At 56.2% G+C, this 14,752-nt stretch carries 12 protein-coding genes; 5 read left to right on the forward strand and 7 right to left on the reverse strand.

The window, feature by feature from the left end; genetic code table 11:
* Positions 1-108 precede the first annotated feature (108 nt).
* The 4 genes from asmA to alkA all read right to left on the reverse strand — a co-directional run bounded on the left by asmA (position 109) and on the right by alkA (position 4,260).
* Positions 109-1,956 (reverse strand): outer membrane assembly protein AsmA, encoded by a 1,848-nt coding sequence (asmA, locus tag ABLV11_RS15090; protein WP_126489324.1) that lies wholly within the window; start codon positions 1,954-1,956, stop codon positions 109-111.
* A 27-nt stretch (positions 1,957-1,983) separates the two neighbouring features.
* Positions 1,984-2,565 carry a dCTP deaminase gene (dcd, locus tag ABLV11_RS15095; RefSeq protein ID WP_004103714.1) on the reverse strand — a complete coding sequence of 194 codons (582 nt, stop codon included), beginning with the start codon at positions 2,563-2,565 and terminating at the stop codon, positions 1,984-1,986.
* A gap of 90 nt (positions 2,566-2,655) precedes the next feature.
* Complete coding sequence (gene udk, locus ABLV11_RS15100; RefSeq protein WP_004103715.1) at positions 2,656-3,297, reverse strand: uridine kinase; 642 nt, start codon at positions 3,295-3,297, stop codon at positions 2,656-2,658.
* Positions 3,298-3,411: 114 nt separating this feature from the next.
* Positions 3,412-4,260, reverse strand: coding sequence for a DNA-3-methyladenine glycosylase 2 (gene alkA, locus ABLV11_RS15105; RefSeq protein WP_126489730.1), 849 nt, complete (start codon positions 4,258-4,260; stop codon positions 3,412-3,414).
* Between the two features lie 135 nt (positions 4,261-4,395).
* On the opposite strand from alkA, the gene yegD reads away from it, so the two are divergent.
* Positions 4,396-5,748 (forward strand): molecular chaperone, encoded by a 1,353-nt coding sequence (yegD, locus tag ABLV11_RS15110; RefSeq protein WP_024274463.1) that lies wholly within the window; start codon positions 4,396-4,398, stop codon positions 5,746-5,748.
* A 92-nt stretch (positions 5,749-5,840) separates the two neighbouring features.
* Here yegD and ABLV11_RS15115 read toward each other — a convergent pair whose 3' ends face one another.
* Entirely contained in the window at positions 5,841-7,127 is a 1,287-nt protein-coding gene (locus tag ABLV11_RS15115; protein WP_004113987.1) for a citrate synthase, read from the reverse strand.
* Positions 7,128-8,018: 891 nt separating this feature from the next.
* Here ABLV11_RS15115 and ABLV11_RS15120 point away from each other — a divergent pair.
* From ABLV11_RS15120 to ABLV11_RS15135, 4 genes are all read left to right on the forward strand, one after another.
* Positions 8,019-9,911 (forward strand): sensor histidine kinase, encoded by a 1,893-nt coding sequence (locus ABLV11_RS15120; RefSeq protein WP_126489325.1) that lies wholly within the window; start codon positions 8,019-8,021, stop codon positions 9,909-9,911.
* Positions 9,908-10,606, forward strand: coding sequence for a response regulator transcription factor (locus ABLV11_RS15125; RefSeq protein WP_032745146.1), 699 nt, complete (start codon positions 9,908-9,910; stop codon positions 10,604-10,606). The genes ABLV11_RS15120 and ABLV11_RS15125 overlap by 4 nt, the downstream gene beginning before the upstream one ends.
* 356 nt (positions 10,607-10,962) lie before the next feature.
* On the forward strand, positions 10,963-11,103 hold the full coding sequence (locus ABLV11_RS15130; RefSeq protein WP_004200439.1) for a small membrane protein: 141 nt from the start codon (positions 10,963-10,965) through the stop codon (positions 11,101-11,103).
* Between the two features lie 106 nt (positions 11,104-11,209).
* Positions 11,210-11,827: a positive transcription regulator gene (locus ABLV11_RS15135; protein WP_004103721.1), complete on the forward strand. Its 618-nt coding sequence runs from the start codon at positions 11,210-11,212 to the stop codon at positions 11,825-11,827.
* Positions 11,828-12,125: 298 nt separating this feature from the next.
* On the opposite strand, the gene ABLV11_RS15140 is transcribed toward ABLV11_RS15135, so the two are convergent.
* Together ABLV11_RS15140 and ABLV11_RS15145 are read right to left on the reverse strand one after the other, a co-directional pair.
* Positions 12,126-13,400 (reverse strand): dicarboxylate/amino acid:cation symporter, encoded by a 1,275-nt coding sequence (locus tag ABLV11_RS15140; RefSeq protein ID WP_004113990.1) that lies wholly within the window; start codon positions 13,398-13,400, stop codon positions 12,126-12,128.
* Positions 13,401-13,626: 226 nt separating this feature from the next.
* A complete protein-coding gene (locus tag ABLV11_RS15145) occupies positions 13,627-14,745 on the reverse strand; it encodes a succinylglutamate desuccinylase/aspartoacylase family protein (protein WP_126489326.1) in 1,119 nt (372 codons plus the stop codon).
* Positions 14,746-14,752 lie beyond the last annotated feature (7 nt).

Below are 14,752 nucleotides of genomic sequence, written 5' to 3' on the forward strand. Positions count from 1 at the left end.
CGCCCCAGTTTATGCCGGGCGGCGGCTGGCGCCTTACCCGCCCGACAAAGAGTGATACCTTCCCCGAACGTGACGCGAATCCTCAATACCCCGTGACTGCTGCCAGACTCAGAGCTTGTCGAGCAGCTTTTTCACATCCTTACCATCCTGGGTATCTTTATTGCGTTCGACCCATTCATTAAGCCGCTTTTTAGCTTCATCCTGCAGCTGCTTACGCAGTATCTGATCCACCTGCAGGCTGTAGCTCAGCGTCTGCCAGTTGCCATAAATACGTAGAGGGATCGCGGTCTGTTTGAGACGGTCAATGAGCTTGCTCTCACCCTTCCAGCCGCCCAGAACCCGAACGTTGAAGCGCATATCGCACTCTTCTTTCAGCAGGTTAAGCTCGCCCTGACCGGTCAATGCCATGAGTTCAGACTGCCCTTGCAGACCCTTTAAGGTAACCAGTCCGTTATTCAGCTGCAGCTCGGTACTGACGTCGTCGAGTCGGGTCGCGTTATCGTAATTTTCCTGGGCCTGAACGTTAGTACTGCGCTCGACGGCCTGCTGCACCAGCTGCTGAAAGTTAAGTCCTTCCGTGCGCGTATCCTTCATCTGAATTTGCGCCTGCCCCTGCCAGCTGCGGCGGAATTCATCAGCATCAATCTTGTCGCCGGAAAATTCGCCGGTCAGCGAAAGCTTGCCGGTGAGGTTAATCGAGTAATCAAAAGCTTGCAGAATCGTGCCTATCTCAACGTTGTCGAGCTGAGGCTTAAACGAAGCATGCGGCGTCTCGCCGCGCGCGTCCAGCGAGCCGGGAAGCGAAAGCTGTCCGCCGTCCAGCTTCCCCTGCATTTGGCTGATGGTCAGCAGCCCCTGCTGGTTGCTGATATCGCTTTTAACCTGAGTAAAATTCATGCCCCGCCACTGCAGTTGGTCCGCCGCCAGGGTCATCCGCGCGTTAAAACCGCGCAGTGAGCTGTAGTCCCGCTGAAAATCGTTATCGGCAATCACCGGGCGGAGCTGCCGGGTCTGGCTTTGACCTTGCTGGTTGACGCCATTATTGCTGGCTGCAGCGCCACGGGAAAGCAGGCTATCGAGATTCAGCGTGCCCGCATGAAGGTTAAGCGTCCAGTCAGGCCGATCGCCCAGCACAACGCTGCCGCTGCCGGTAATCGTGCTGCCGTTTGCCGTTACGTTCAGGTTATCGAAGCTGAGCTTTTTGGCATCTTCCAGCCAGCTCGCCTGCAGGCTGGCCTGGCCGCTCATCCCTTCCGGCGGGAGTTCTGCCCCGCGAAGCTGCCAGTTGAGCTGTGAAAAATCAGCCTTCAAAGAGTGAGGATAGTCGCCGCCCTGCACCTGGGCGGAGAAGGAGAGCGCCAAATCCCGCTGGTCGCGGTTCACCCGACCAGAAAAATCGACCGTCGCGCGATGGCTGTCATCCTGCTCCATCTGCAGACGGATATCGCGCACCGTAACCTGTTCGCCATCTTCATGCTGGAAGAAGAGCACGCTGTCGGCAATCTGCAGTTTTTCGACATCATACGACCAGCCGCGATCCTCCGGCACCTGAGGCAGCGTGTTGTCGTGCGGGACAACCGGCGCGCTCTGGCTACGTACGGCTTCGGTTTTTGAGGTCAGTTGGATCACCGCGCCTTTCAGCATCACCTGCTTGACCTGCAGCTGATGAGAAAGCAGCGGCAGCAGCCCGACGTCGAGGCGCATGTTATCCGCGCGGATAACCGGCTCCTCCGCGCCCGGCGCGGTCAGCTTCATGCGGCCTGAAAGAATGCTGAGCTGCGGCCAGACGTGCCAGCGCAGCGGACCATCGAGTTCGAGCTGATAGCCGCTGCGATCCGCTACCTCTTTCACCATATAGGCGCGAAAATCGTTGGGGTTGACCAGCAATACCAGCGCGGTAAGACCGGCGACAACAACCGCCAGTAAGATCATCAGCGTGGTCAGAATTCGTCTCATGGCATCCTCAGCAAACCGCTAAAATTATCAATCCTTGTCGATTCGACTCGCTACCGCGCCCTGCTGATCGCGATATTTCGCGTCTTCGCGGCGGTTATAAGGACGTAGAGCCGGCCCGGATAAAGGCTCAAAGCTTAACGCCCCGATAAGCATCCCTGGACGCAGCGCCAGCGGCAGCTTACCTGAATTATAGAACTCAAGAACGATACAGCCGGACCAGCCCGGATCGATACGGTGTGCGGTCACGTGCACCATCAAGCCCAGACGCGCCAGCGAAGAGCGCCCGTCAAGCCAGCCGACCAGATCCGGCGGCAGAGTCACTGATTCATAGGTTACCGCCAGCGCCAGTTCGCCCGGATGCAAAAAGAACGCTTCGCCATCCGGCAGAACAATCTCTTCACTCATCACCCGGTCCAGCGCCGCGCTGACTTCCGCCTTGGGGCCGCTCAGGTCAATAAATCCCGCCGTGTGGCCGCGGAAAGTGCGAAACTTATTTCCCAGCCGAACATCGACCGTCGCGCCGTTAATACGCTCAATGGGCGGGCGCGGATTAATGGCCAGCCGGCCCTCATCCAACCAGGCTTCTATATCTCGATCGCACAGACGCATGAACGTTCTCCTTTAAGGCATTGCGCCCCTACGCCTTCCGGGGATAAGGGCAAATTGGCTTCTCTTTGCACGTTACACAATTCGTTGGTGTTATTCAAAGAACTGACTGATTTTGGCCTTCAGTATATCGATGGCGATACGGTTCTTACCGCCGCGAGGCACAATAATATCGGCATACTGTTTGGAAGGATCGATAAATTGCAGGAACATCGGGCGCACCGTTTTCTGGTACTGCGCCATCACCGAATCCATTGACCGCCCGCGCTCGTTAACGTCGCGCTTGATGCGGCGCATCAGGCAGATATCCAGCGGGGTATCGACGAATATGGAGAAACTGAGTTCGTTGCGCAGGCGGGCATCGGTCAGCAGCAGAATCCCTTCCAGAATGATGACTTTCTTCGGTTCAATGTGAATGGTTTCCGGCATACGGGTATGCTCAACGTAGCTATACACCGGCAGCTCTATCGGCTGGCCGTTTCTTAACATCTGTAAATGCTGAAACAGCAGACTATGATCCATGGAGCTCGGATGGTCATAGTTGGTTTTTACCCGCTCTTCCATCGACAGATGACCTTGATCCTTGTAATAGCTGTCTTCCGGAATAACGCCGATATGTTCATCGCCGACCTGTTCACGTAATTCACGATAAAGCGTACTGGCGATAAGGCTTTTGCCCGAAGCCGATGCGCCGGCGATGCCTATAATGACGCACTGATGAGACGTATCAGTCATAAATTTTTGCGACCTGATTAACCTGGGAATGTAGGAAGGGTGGCGGTTGACCGCCAAACGCCGCAATTATAGGGATTTCAGCGCGTCGATACCAGTGCTAAGCGCCGCTCGGGTCTATTCCGGCTCCGGCGACCAGCCTTCCGTATACCATATATGGAGTAAAGCGTAAGAGCGCCAGGGGTGCCAGCGGCTGGCATAGCGCGCAATACGGGTCGGGGTCATACCAGGGAAACGCTGTTTAATCAGATAATCATCCGGCATAAAGATATCCGGCGCCTGCCAGCCGCGCAGCGCGAAATAGTTGGCCGTCCAGCGGCCGATGCCGGGCAGCGTCTGCAACTGCTTCATGCCGGCGTCGATATTATCCGGCGCCACCAGCGGGAGATCGCCGCTGATGGCCGCCCGCGCCAGGTGTACCAGCGCCTCCGCGCGCCGCAGGGGCATGCCCAGCGCCTTTAGCGCCAGCGGGTCGGCCTGCGCCAGCCGCTGCGCGCCGGGAAACAGGTAAAAACCCGGCGCGTCGGCCAGCGGTTCTCCGAAGGCGGCCACCACTTTCCCGGTGAGCTTTGCCGCCATCGCCACGCTGACCAGTTGACCCAGCACCGCGCGTACCGCTTGCTCAAACGGGTCGAGAGAGCCCGGCAAACGCAGCCCCGGCCTCGGCCGCGCGAGCGCCCCCAGCGTCAGGGCAACCTGCTGCGGGTCACAGGATAAGTCCAACAATCTCCCCACCCGCATCAGGCACTCGTCCGCCACCGGCTGCAGTCCGGCGGAAAGCGTCACCCGCATGCCCTGCGCGGCCTCATCCGGCATCACCGTAATCAGCCCGGCGCAGCCATTAAGGGCAAAGCTGCGGCGATAGCCATCGTCGCCGAAGGTTTCAATCCCCTGCACCGCACGAGCGCCAAGAAAGCTGAACATCCAATGCCAGTCGTAGGGGGGATTCCAGGGTAGCAGCGTCATCATTTCTCCTTTTTAGCGTTTCAATCATAGCGGCTCCGCGCCGGACGCGCCTTGCTTTTAAATTCCAGTTGTCGCAGTGCCGTCGATCCGCTAAAGTCGCCCCCCTTCTTCACCGGCATGGGGATTTTGCAGGCTATGTATATTGGTTTTGACTACGGTACCGCTAACTGTTCGGTCGCGGTGATGCGCGAAAATACACCGCAGCTGCTGACGCTGGAAAACGGCAGTTCACTGCTGCCGTCCATGCTTTGCGCGCCGACCCGCGAAGCGGTCAGCGAGTGGCTCTACCGCCATCATGACGTCCCGCCCAACGGTGATGAAAACCAGGCGCTGCTGCGCCGCGCGATAAGCTTCAATCGTGAGGAAGATATCGATGTACTCAGCAACAGCGTACAGTTTGGCCTCGCTTCGCTGCATCAGTACGTTGACGATCCGGAAGAAGTTTACTTCGTGAAGTCGCCGAAATCGTTCCTCGGCGCCAGCGGGCTCAAGCCGCAGCAGGTTGCGCTGTTTGAAGATTTAGTCTGCGCCATGATGCTGCATATCAAACTCCAGGCGCAAACGCAGTTGCCGGACGCCATCGACCAGGCGGTTATCGGACGGCCGATTAACTTCCAGGGGCTGGGCGGCGATGACGCCAACGCCCAGGCGCAGGGAATTCTTGAGCGAGCGGCAAAGCGCGCGGGCTTTCGCGACGTCGTATTTCAGTTTGAGCCGGTCGCCGCCGGTCTGGATTTCGAAGCGACGCTGAGCGAAGAAAAACGCGTGCTGGTCGTCGATATCGGCGGCGGGACCACCGACTGTTCACTGCTGTTGATGGGGCCGCAGTGGCGGGAAAAAGCCGATCGCCAGCAAAGCCTGCTCGGCCATAGCGGCTGCCGCGTCGGCGGTAACGACCTGGATATCGCCCTGGCCTTTAAATGCCTGATGCCGCTGCTGGGGATGGGCGGCGATACGGAAAAAGGTATCGCGCTGCCGATTCTGCCGTGGTGGAATGCGGTGGCGATTAACGACGTTCCGGCGCAGACCGATTTTTACAGCGCCGCCAATGGTCGTCTGCTTAACGATTTGCTGCGCAGCGCCCGCGATAGCGAGAAGGTCGCGCTGCTGCTGAAGGTGTGGCGTCAGCGTCTTAGCTACCGTCTGGTGCGTAGCGCGGAAGAGAGTAAAATCGCCCTTTCCGCGCAGCCGACCGTGACAACCGATCTGCCGTTTATCAGCGATGAGCTGGCCACGGCTATCAGCCAGCAGGGGCTGGAAGCCGCGCTGGATCAGCCGTTAACCCGCATTATGGAGCAGGTTCAGCTGGCGCTGGATAACAGCAATGAGCAGCCGGATGTGATTTACCTGACCGGCGGCAGCGCTCGCTCGCCGTTGATTAAAAAAGCGCTGGCAGCCCATCTGCCGGGTATTCCGGTTGCCGGCGGCGATGATTTTGGCTCGGTCACCGCCGGTCTGGCCCGCTGGGCGCAGGTGGTATTTCGTTAACCATCCGTTCGCGGACTACGGGACGCAGTGAGTTTGTTGCCCGGCTTAGCGCAGCGCGAGCCGGGTTCACTCCCCCCGATTGCCGCCTCCTCTCAGCGCCCTTCGCGCCGCGAAACGTAATCCCGCCTCTTTTCACCGGTATAAATCTGCCGCGGGCGATAAATATTCAGCGGCGCTTCGTGCATTTCGTTCCAGTGCGCCACCCAGCCGAGCGTTCTGCCAACGGCGGTGATCACCACAAACATGGATGAAGGCAGCCCCATCGCTTTGAGGATCACCGCTGTATAGAAATCAACGCTCGGCGACAGGCCATTTTCCACGAAGTACGGGTCGGTCAGCGCCACCTCTTCGAGGGCCATCGCTACCTGCAATGGCATATCGCACATCCCCAGTTCCTCCAGCACCCGGTGACAGGTTTCGCGCAAAATGGCGGCTCGCGGGTCGAGGTTACGGTAGCGAGAGTTACCGAATCCGAGACGACGTAACGCCTGCGGGTCGCGTTTCGCTTTGCTCAGGAACGCAGGGATTTGATCAACGGTTTTAATCTCCTCCAGCATCCGCATACTGGCTTCATTAGCCCCGCCGTGGGTCGGCCCCCACAGCGAAGCGAGCCCTGCGGCGATACAGGCAAACAGGTTCGCCCCGGAAGAGCCCGCCGCCCGAACGGTGGTGGTTGATGCGCACTGGCCGTGATCGGCGTGCAGCACCAGGATCTGGTTCATCGCCTGTTCAATCACCGGATTCAGCTGGTACGGTTCCGCCGGGATGGCAAACAGCATATGCAGGAAATTGCCCGCATAAGAGAGATCGTTGCGTGGATACTGCGCCGGCTGCTCAATAGAGAACTTGTAGCTCATCGCCGCCAGCGTCGGCATTTTCGACAGCAAGCGGGTGGCGGCCAGAGCCCGGTGCTCCGGGTTTTCAACGTCCAGCACATCGTGATAAAACGCCGCCAGCGTGCCGACCAGGGCGCACATTAAGGCCATCGGATGCGAGTCGCGGCGGAAGCTGCCGCACATCCGGGCAATCTGCTCGTGCACCAGGCTATGGCGGGTAATCGTATTTTTGAACACCTGATAGCTGGCTTCATCAGGCGCATCGCCCTGCAGCAGAATCCAGGCCACTTCAAGAAAGTCACACTGGCGAGCCAGCTGATCGACCGGATAGCCGCGGTGCAGCAGAACGCTGTTCTCGGTATCGATCCAGGAGATAGCCGACGTGCAGCCGGCGGTATTAGCAAAGCCGGGGTCGAAACTGCACAGGCCTGAAGACGCCAGCGGACGGATATCCATGCCGAGGTGGCCCAGCGTTCCCGCCACCGTACCCAAAGGAATAGACTGCTGTTCATCCAAAGAAAGCGTTAGCGATTTCGTCGTCATCCTGTAAGGTCCCCTTCCACAACGAGTCAATGATTAACCTGGTCATTTCTCCAGGCGGAATAACCAACATAACCACAGTCGACCGCTGATTCTTTGATATAAATAACCAAAACATTGATAAACGACGGCTATTATTCATACTTAAGGAACGTCAGGGCGATTTTTCAACCGCATAAAATACGCATCTCTTGAAATTAGCTGCATCTAAATTCTGACATTCCGCCAGTGAATCATATTTTTACTTCATCAATGAGCAATATATAACCATATTTGTCTAATTTTTTGCGCCTGCAGGATTCGCGTCTCTAGACTTTGCAGCCCTGATTGCCGGAATGCGTTATTTATCACGGGTGCCCCGGCGGGCGTTGACGCCCCCCGTGCGATCGCTGCCCCCTCGGCCCTGGCGACAGGTAGGGTTTATTACCATCATTTCTCCCGACATTCATTAAAGCTTAATATAAGCACCTGCTTTTATATGCGCTGATTAAATAATCTATTGCTAATGGTATATAACTCCATGCACCTTCACGGCAGCACATCATAAATCCCTATGCGCTGTTTGAATTTTCCACTTGCTTATTATGACCCGCCCTCATACGTTAACATTGATTGCGAATCTTCTTACGGCAGGTCTGGCCAGTTACCCGGCTTGCAGATAACGCTGGAATAATATCTGCGGCACCAGCAGAATGCTGCGTTGTCCAGCCCTGTAATTTTATTTCCCGGATTCCGGAGAGTTGTCTGTGCCAGCCGCAGAGCCCCGGCGCGTTTATACCGTACGGATTGATTAGTCCATGCCGCAAGGGGGCGTAATTGAATCGTTTGTGCGCTTTTTTTGATGTTCTTCGCAGGCACCGTGGACCGCATTTCTGGGCATGGTGCAGCATCCTTATGGCCCTGCAGATGTGTACGCCGGCGCGCGCGGAAGTCCGTCAGCTGGGTATCGATATTCCCGTTGACTGGTACGCCGACGCCAGCGGCCAGATGTCCCTCGACGCCTTTCATGCGCTACCGCAAGAGGCGCTAAAAACAGCGTCGCTGATCCCGTCGTTTGGGTATTCAAAAAAAACTTTCTGGCTGCGCACGTCACTCCCGGCGGCTTATTTTTCCGGCGAGCAGCGCTGGCTGCAGCTTGGCCCACCGTTTATCGATCGTTTAACCGTTTATTATCGCCCCTACGGCAGCGATAGTCCGTGGAAACAAAAAGAGTTTGGCGACCATGCCCCAGCCCGCGATAGCGACCTCGACTACCGTGAAAGCGTGCTGATTTTAGCGCCCCCGCCCACGGCGGCAGGCTACGAGATGGTCTTCCGTCTGCAGAGCAGCAGCACCCTGATCCTGCTGGCGACGCTCTCATCGCCGCAGGAATTCGTCCGTTCGGCCACCCTCGATACCGCTTTCTGGAGTTTCTATTTCGGTCTGGCGGTCATTGCCAGCGGCATCGCCCTGTGGCTTGCCGTTGCGCTGCGCCGACGTCTGCTGTGGGGGATCTGCCTGTTTTCGCTGAACTATCCGCTCGTCGCGGCCCTGCATGGCTACCCGGAATGGTTATTCGGCGACGCCCTTCTGCCGGTTCAGGATTACATGATTAGCTGCCTGTCGCTGGTAAGCTATGCCACCGCGCTGTGGCTGCATAGCGAGGTCTTCGATCTGAAGAAGAACATGCCGCGGCTGCATCAACTGCTGCTGGCGGCGATCGGCTTAAACATTGCGCTGCAAATCAGCATCCCGCTGGGATTTTACGGCCGGGCAATGCAAATTGAAGCGGGGATATTTTTTATCGCCTCCCCGGTGCTATTGATCACCTCATGGATGCTGTGGCGGCGTAAAGCGGTTGATATGAATACGCTGCTGCTCGGGCTGCTGCCGCCGGTTTACGTGGTGTCAGCCGGGCTGGCCCTGCTCTCGGTACACGGCGTGATTCCGTTTCATAACAGGGTTTATTCCACCTGGCAGTATGCGCTGATCATCCATATCGTCACCGTCCTGATCATCGCCGTACTGCGGGTGCGGGCGGAAAACCGTACCCTGATGCGCAAGCAGCAGCTGGCGAGAGAGTTACAAATTGAACGCGAGGCCAGCTTCCACCAGCGCCAGTTTATGGGGATGGTGGCGCATGAGTTCAGAACGCCGCTGGCCATCCTCGAGGCGGCGCTGGAAAATCTGCGCCTGTGCCCCACTGTGTCCACGCAGAGCGCGCGCCTCGATCGTATGCAGCGAGCGACCACCCGCCTGGTGCAGCTCACCGATAATTGCCTCGCCGATGCCCGGCTTTCCTCCAGAGACCTGCACGCCGACAGGCAGAATGCGGAGCTGCTGCCGGTTATCTATATCGCCGCCACGGTAGTGGATCTGTCGCTGAATCATTATTTACATGTCATCTGCGAAGGGCAAACTGTCGGGCCGCAATCGCCTTCGCCGGTGCTGTTTATTGATAGCGGGCTGCTGTGTATTGCGATCGCTAATCTGCTCGATAATTCAGTCAAATATTCGGCATCAGGTGAAATAAGAATCGAGATTTATCGCCTGCAAAAAGGGTTTGAAATACGTATTGGCGATCGCGGCCCCGGCATTGCGCCTGAACAGGTTGAGCATATTTTTGAGCGCTATCGACGCGGCGAAACCCATACGACCACGCCAGCCGGCACCGGCCTGGGTCTGTACGTCGCCCGACAAATTATACAGGCCCACGGGGGGGAGCTGTGCCTGGCGAAAAATACCGCTGACGGGTGCGAATTTGCGCTCACACTGCCGCTGGATGGACAGCAGAAGGACAAATCATGACATTACGCGTCGCTATCGTTGAAGATAGCGCTGATTTACTCGACGAACTGCTGGCCTTTTTACGCCATCGCGGCTTCGATGCATGGGGCGTGCGCAGCGCTGAAGCCTTCTGGCGGCAGCTGCATCGCGATCCGGTTGATATCGTGCTCATCGACATCGGTTTACCGGGAGAAGACGGATTTAGCGTGCTGGATTATCTGCATGAAATTGGCCATTTCGGACTGGTCGTCATCACCGCCAGAGGCCATGAGCAGGATCGCCTGCAGGCGCTGAACGCCGGCGCCGACCTGTATCTCATCAAGCCGGTCAACTTTTCCGACCTCGCGGAGAGCATTCACGCGCTTGGCGCCCGTCTCCGCCAGCAATCCGCGCCCCAGCCCACCGCGCCGACGATATCAGCGGAACGGTCAGCCTCTTCCACCTGGATATTACAAAGCGAACAGTTGATTGCGCCATCGGGGCTGATCCTGCCGCTAACGCAGCAGGAGTACCGTCTGCTGGAACTGTTAATGCGCAACCGCAATGAAGTGTGCAGCAAAGTTGACCTGCACGCCTCTCTGTTCACCGATAAAGGCGAACCGGAACTGCACCGGATCGATGTCGTCGTCAGCCGCTTGCGCCACAAGGCCCGCCTTCAGGGCATGGCCCTGCCGATTCGCGCTATTTTTGGCAAAGGTCTGGCGTTTCTTTCCTGATATTTGCCGACCCGGCCTCACCAGGCATTGCATCTTTGCGGCGGCGTCATGGCGGATAGCTTTTCATTTCTCCGCCTCTTGATCACTTTTTTTCAGTTTTTGAGAGGAATGAGAGAAATGAGACTGACAGCATATTAAGAATTTTCTTACATTGACATGGCATCGGGAGCGTACCGATTCAAAGCGTCCTCAGGCTAACCGGCTGTGGCCAGATTCAGCACAGCCTGAACGCTGGCCGCCCGCTGTACGCTGTCCGTTCGCCTGTGCCGGCACGGTTTAAAGAAGAGAATAAAAATATTCTCGTGCCTGGGATGTACATTTTTAACACCTGAAAATTTAATTAAAGGATATCCATCATGGCCATGCAAACATGGTTAGCCTTATTACTGTGCATATTTTGCCTCTGCGTTTCGGTATATAGCCTTATTTCATATATCCGCGACAGGAGAAAACAGAAATTTCCGTTTTCAGCCAAGCACTCTTCGCGCAGAAAATAACTCAGGCGACACCAATAATAAATTATCTGCACAGTAACAATCACCGCATACGCCCGGAGGATTGATCGCTACATGGCGTTATGTTGATTTACAGGGAACTAGCGCCATGAAAAAAATAAACATCGCAATCAATACCAGCAACACTTTTCTGCGGCAATCGCTGGCTTCCATGGTCAATGAGCTCACCCGCCGCGACGGTCATCTGCACGTCAGCTTTTCGTATAAGAAAAATGATTTTTTTGATAAGGATATTATTATCGCCGAGGTTCTCCCCGGTGAAATCTACCTGTGTAATACCAGTCTAAAAAATCGCAAATCAGATAGCTCAGTTATTATACTGCACAGCTACGACCAGCTCCCGGAGCAGGAACTGATTGTTAACTGCCTGAAAGGGGTTATTTTCGTGTCGATAAAATTAGTTAATATTGACAGGATGTTGGCCATCCTTGCCCAGGAGCTAAGAAAGTGCGAAGGTCTGGTTCTGGCCCGGCGGGCCGACTCGGCGATAGTCTGCAGCAACTGCCCGCACAAAATGCTGTCAAAATCGCAGGTTGCCGTCGCCTCCGGAATTATTCATGGCTTTGATATCAGTAAAATCTCCGCCCTGCACAAAGTCACGCCCAAAACCATCACCTGGCACAAAAGTAAAATCATGGAAAAATATCGCCTCAATAACCATTATGACTTTTTCCAGTTTATTAATTTGTTAAAAGAGCGCTGGTAAACCCGCGAATATGCCGGAACTGAGTAACACTATGCGCGATAAAATTAGGAATTTGACGGCTTGTAAGGGTCGGGAATCCGAAAAAATATCAGTGAGATGAAAAATATCTACTCTGGTGTTACGCGCAGCAGTAACATGATCCGGTTCCTTGATATGAAAATACCGTAGCGTGTTTTTAGCCATAAGAAAAACGTCTTTATCGAGGAATCTGTTACTTCGTCACATTGCCCCTTGCGTGCCTGTTAGGGGCCTCTTTTTTATGACGAAGCGCGCCCCCGTCAGAGAGGGCGCACGACGATCAGGCCTCGACCTGCTGAGCCGCGGCTTCTTCTTCCGCGACCTCTTCCTGCAACAGACCTTCATTTTTTGACAGCATCGCCGTCGCGATCCCATTCCCCAGCACGTTAATCGCGGAACGCCCCATATCGAGAAAATGGTCAATACCCATCAGCAGCAAAATACCCGCCACCGGAATATTGAAGCTGGGGATGGTCGCGGCCAGCACCACCAGCGCCGAGCGCGGCACCCCGGCAATTCCCTTTGATGCCAGCATCAGGGTCAGCATCATCACGGTGATCTCGCTAAAGCTCAGATGAATATTGTAGGCCTGAGCGATAAACATCGCGGCAAACGAGCAGTACACCATCGAGCCGACGAGGTTAAAGGAGTAGCCGATGGGCAGCACGAACGACGCGATATTACGCGAGCAGCCGAACTCCACGAGGCGCTCAAGGGTCTTCGGATAGGCAGCTTCTGAGCTGCTGGTGGTAAACGCCACCAGTACCGGATCTTTCAGCATATTAAGCAGGCGAAAAACCTCTTTTTTCAGCACCATATATCCCACCGCCAGCAGCACCATGCTGGTCAGCAGCACTGCAACGTAGTAACCGCCGATGAACGAAGCATAGTTAAGCAGGATCCCCAGCCCCTGCGAGGCGATAACCGAAGAGATGGCGGCAAAAATCGCCAGCGGTGCCACGTACATCACGTACCCGGTGACCTTCAGCATAATATGGGAAACCACGTTCAGGGCCGCCACCAGCGGAGCGTTGAATTTCTCCCCCAGCGACGCTCCGGCAATGCCGAAGAACATCGAGAACACCACAATTTGCAGAATTTCGTTGTTGGCCATCGCTTCGGTAATGCTGGTCGGAATAGTATGCGTCAGAAAGCCTTTCAGGCTCATCCCGCTCACCGCCAGGCCGGTATCGACCGACTCTTTCGGAATTGCCAGATTCAACCCGGCGCCGGGGTGCTCAAGGGTAACAATCACCAGCCCAACCAGAATGGAGAGAATCGAAGAGGTAACAAACCACACCATGGCTTTACCGCCGACCCGCCCAATGGTAGCCGTTTCGCCAAGCCGCATAATGCCGACGGTGAGCGTACTGAAGACTAATGGCGCAATCACCATTTTAATCAGGCGCAGGAACACGTCGGTCAGCAGCGTAATATTTTCAGACCATGCGGTTATGGTCGTTTGCGCGGCGTATGCGTGAATGGCCGCGCCGGAGAGGATCCCCAACAGCATAAAGATAACGATGAACAGCGTGAGTTTGTTTGCACTTGCCACAAAAATTAACCCCTGATTTATTTAACGTGTTGTTATCAATGTGCATATATTTTATTTATTGGAGCACACCAAACATTCATCACATAAATTGAATAAAAGCAGACGGGGTTACAACTCTTTTTTTAGTTTTTATAGTAAAAGTTGATGTGCTCGTTGACGTGCATCAAGCAAGTTCATTCCGCCACGGCCGACGGCGGGCAAAAATACGCTCAGGGATGCTGTCCGCTTACATCGCCAGCCCGCCGCCGCCGCTGAATGGCTGCTCGCCGGCGATTTTCATTATTTCCGCCCCCAGCGTGACAAACGGCGCCCGCCGGCTGGCATAAATCAGCCCGCCCGATGTCGGCCGCACCGCTTTGACCATATCGGTCAGCGGGTCGATGATTTCCGCGACGACATCGTCGGCGCTGACCCATTCGCCCGGCTGTTTTAGCGGCACCAGGATGCCGGTCGCCGGCGCGGTGACAATCTCTCCGGCAGCAAACGGCAGCATCACCGTTTCCTGCTGCGGCACCGCAGGCTTGTCGCCCGCCAGCACGCCGCGGTACTGCAGATAACGGTAAATACGTTCGGCGTCGTCGCAGGCGGTAGCGTGATTCACCTCGTGCTGGCCGCGCAGCTCCACGGTCACCGCCATACAGCCGGGCTGCTGCGGGCCCCACGCCGGGTTTAGCGCGCTCAAACTCTGCCACGGCAGGCCGCAGGCCTCATCAAACGAGTTGCCCCCGCTCTCCTGGGACAGCAGCACGGCGCCAATACCGAGAAAAGCCGCCAGTACGTTCGCCTCGCGTTGCCAGGCCGGATCGGCGTAAAGGTGCAAAATCGCCTGGTCATCGCAATGGAGATCGAGCACCAGATCGGCATCGCAGGCGAGGCTCAGCAGATGTTGACGCAGGGCCTGAACCTCGCTTGCCACGGGAAGCGCCGCCAGCGCCTTCTGCATGGCATCGCGCACCTGCTGGAGATATTCGGCGCGCGTAGCGGGCGATTCCGCGGGTAGCCAGGGCTGCGCCAGCGCCGCCAGATCGGGAAAGTCGCGGTTGAAATTGCGCCCGCTCGCCAGATCGAAACGGCCAATGCCGCTGTTAAGCAGCAGCTGAGCCAGCCCCGGCGGATTGGCTACCGGCACCATAATAATTTCACCGCGCAGCTCGCCCCGTCGTTCCGCCTGGCTGAGTAATCTTTTAAGATAATGCAGAACCAGCATGCCCGGAATTTCATCGGCGTGCAGCCCCGCCTGCAGATAGACTTTCTCGCCGGCGCCGGGCGCGCCGAAATGAAAATGGCTTAATTGTCGCTGCCCACCGAGCGCATGTTGAGGTAATGTATCGTGTTTAATTTTCATTGGACGT

It is taken from the genome of Klebsiella sp. GW_Kp181, from assembly GCF_040062315.1.
Classification (GTDB): Bacteria; Pseudomonadota; Gammaproteobacteria; order Enterobacterales; family Enterobacteriaceae; genus Klebsiella; species Klebsiella oxytoca.

What these genes read in the sequence shown, in the direction of transcription:
- asmA (WP_126489324.1), bottom strand. Translation starts at nt 1,956, where the DNA reads ATGAGACGAATTCTGACCACGCTGATGATCTTACTGGCGGTTGTTGTC.
- dcd (WP_004103714.1), bottom strand. Translation starts at nt 2,565, where the DNA reads ATGCGTCTGTGCGATCGAGATATAGAAGCCTGGTTGGATGAGGGCCGG.
- udk (WP_004103715.1), bottom strand. Translation starts at nt 3,297, where the DNA reads ATGACTGATACGTCTCATCAGTGCGTCATTATAGGCATCGCCGGCGCA.
- alkA (WP_126489730.1), bottom strand. Translation starts at nt 4,260, where the DNA reads ATGACGCTGCTACCCTGGAATCCCCCCTACGACTGGCATTGGATGTTC.
- yegD (WP_024274463.1), top strand. Translation starts at nt 4,396, where the DNA reads ATGTATATTGGTTTTGACTACGGTACCGCTAACTGTTCGGTCGCGGTG.
- ABLV11_RS15115 (WP_004113987.1), bottom strand. Translation starts at nt 7,127, where the DNA reads ATGACGACGAAATCGCTAACGCTTTCTTTGGATGAACAGCAGTCTATT.
- ABLV11_RS15120 (WP_126489325.1), top strand. Translation starts at nt 8,019, where the DNA reads ATGGCCCTGCAGATGTGTACGCCGGCGCGCGCGGAAGTCCGTCAGCTG.
- ABLV11_RS15125 (WP_032745146.1), top strand. Translation starts at nt 9,908, where the DNA reads ATGACATTACGCGTCGCTATCGTTGAAGATAGCGCTGATTTACTCGAC.
- ABLV11_RS15130 (WP_004200439.1), top strand. Translation starts at nt 10,963, where the DNA reads ATGGCCATGCAAACATGGTTAGCCTTATTACTGTGCATATTTTGCCTC.
- ABLV11_RS15135 (WP_004103721.1), top strand. Translation starts at nt 11,210, where the DNA reads ATGAAAAAAATAAACATCGCAATCAATACCAGCAACACTTTTCTGCGG.
- ABLV11_RS15145 (WP_126489326.1), bottom strand. Translation starts at nt 14,745, where the DNA reads ATGAAAATTAAACACGATACATTACCTCAACATGCGCTCGGTGGGCAG.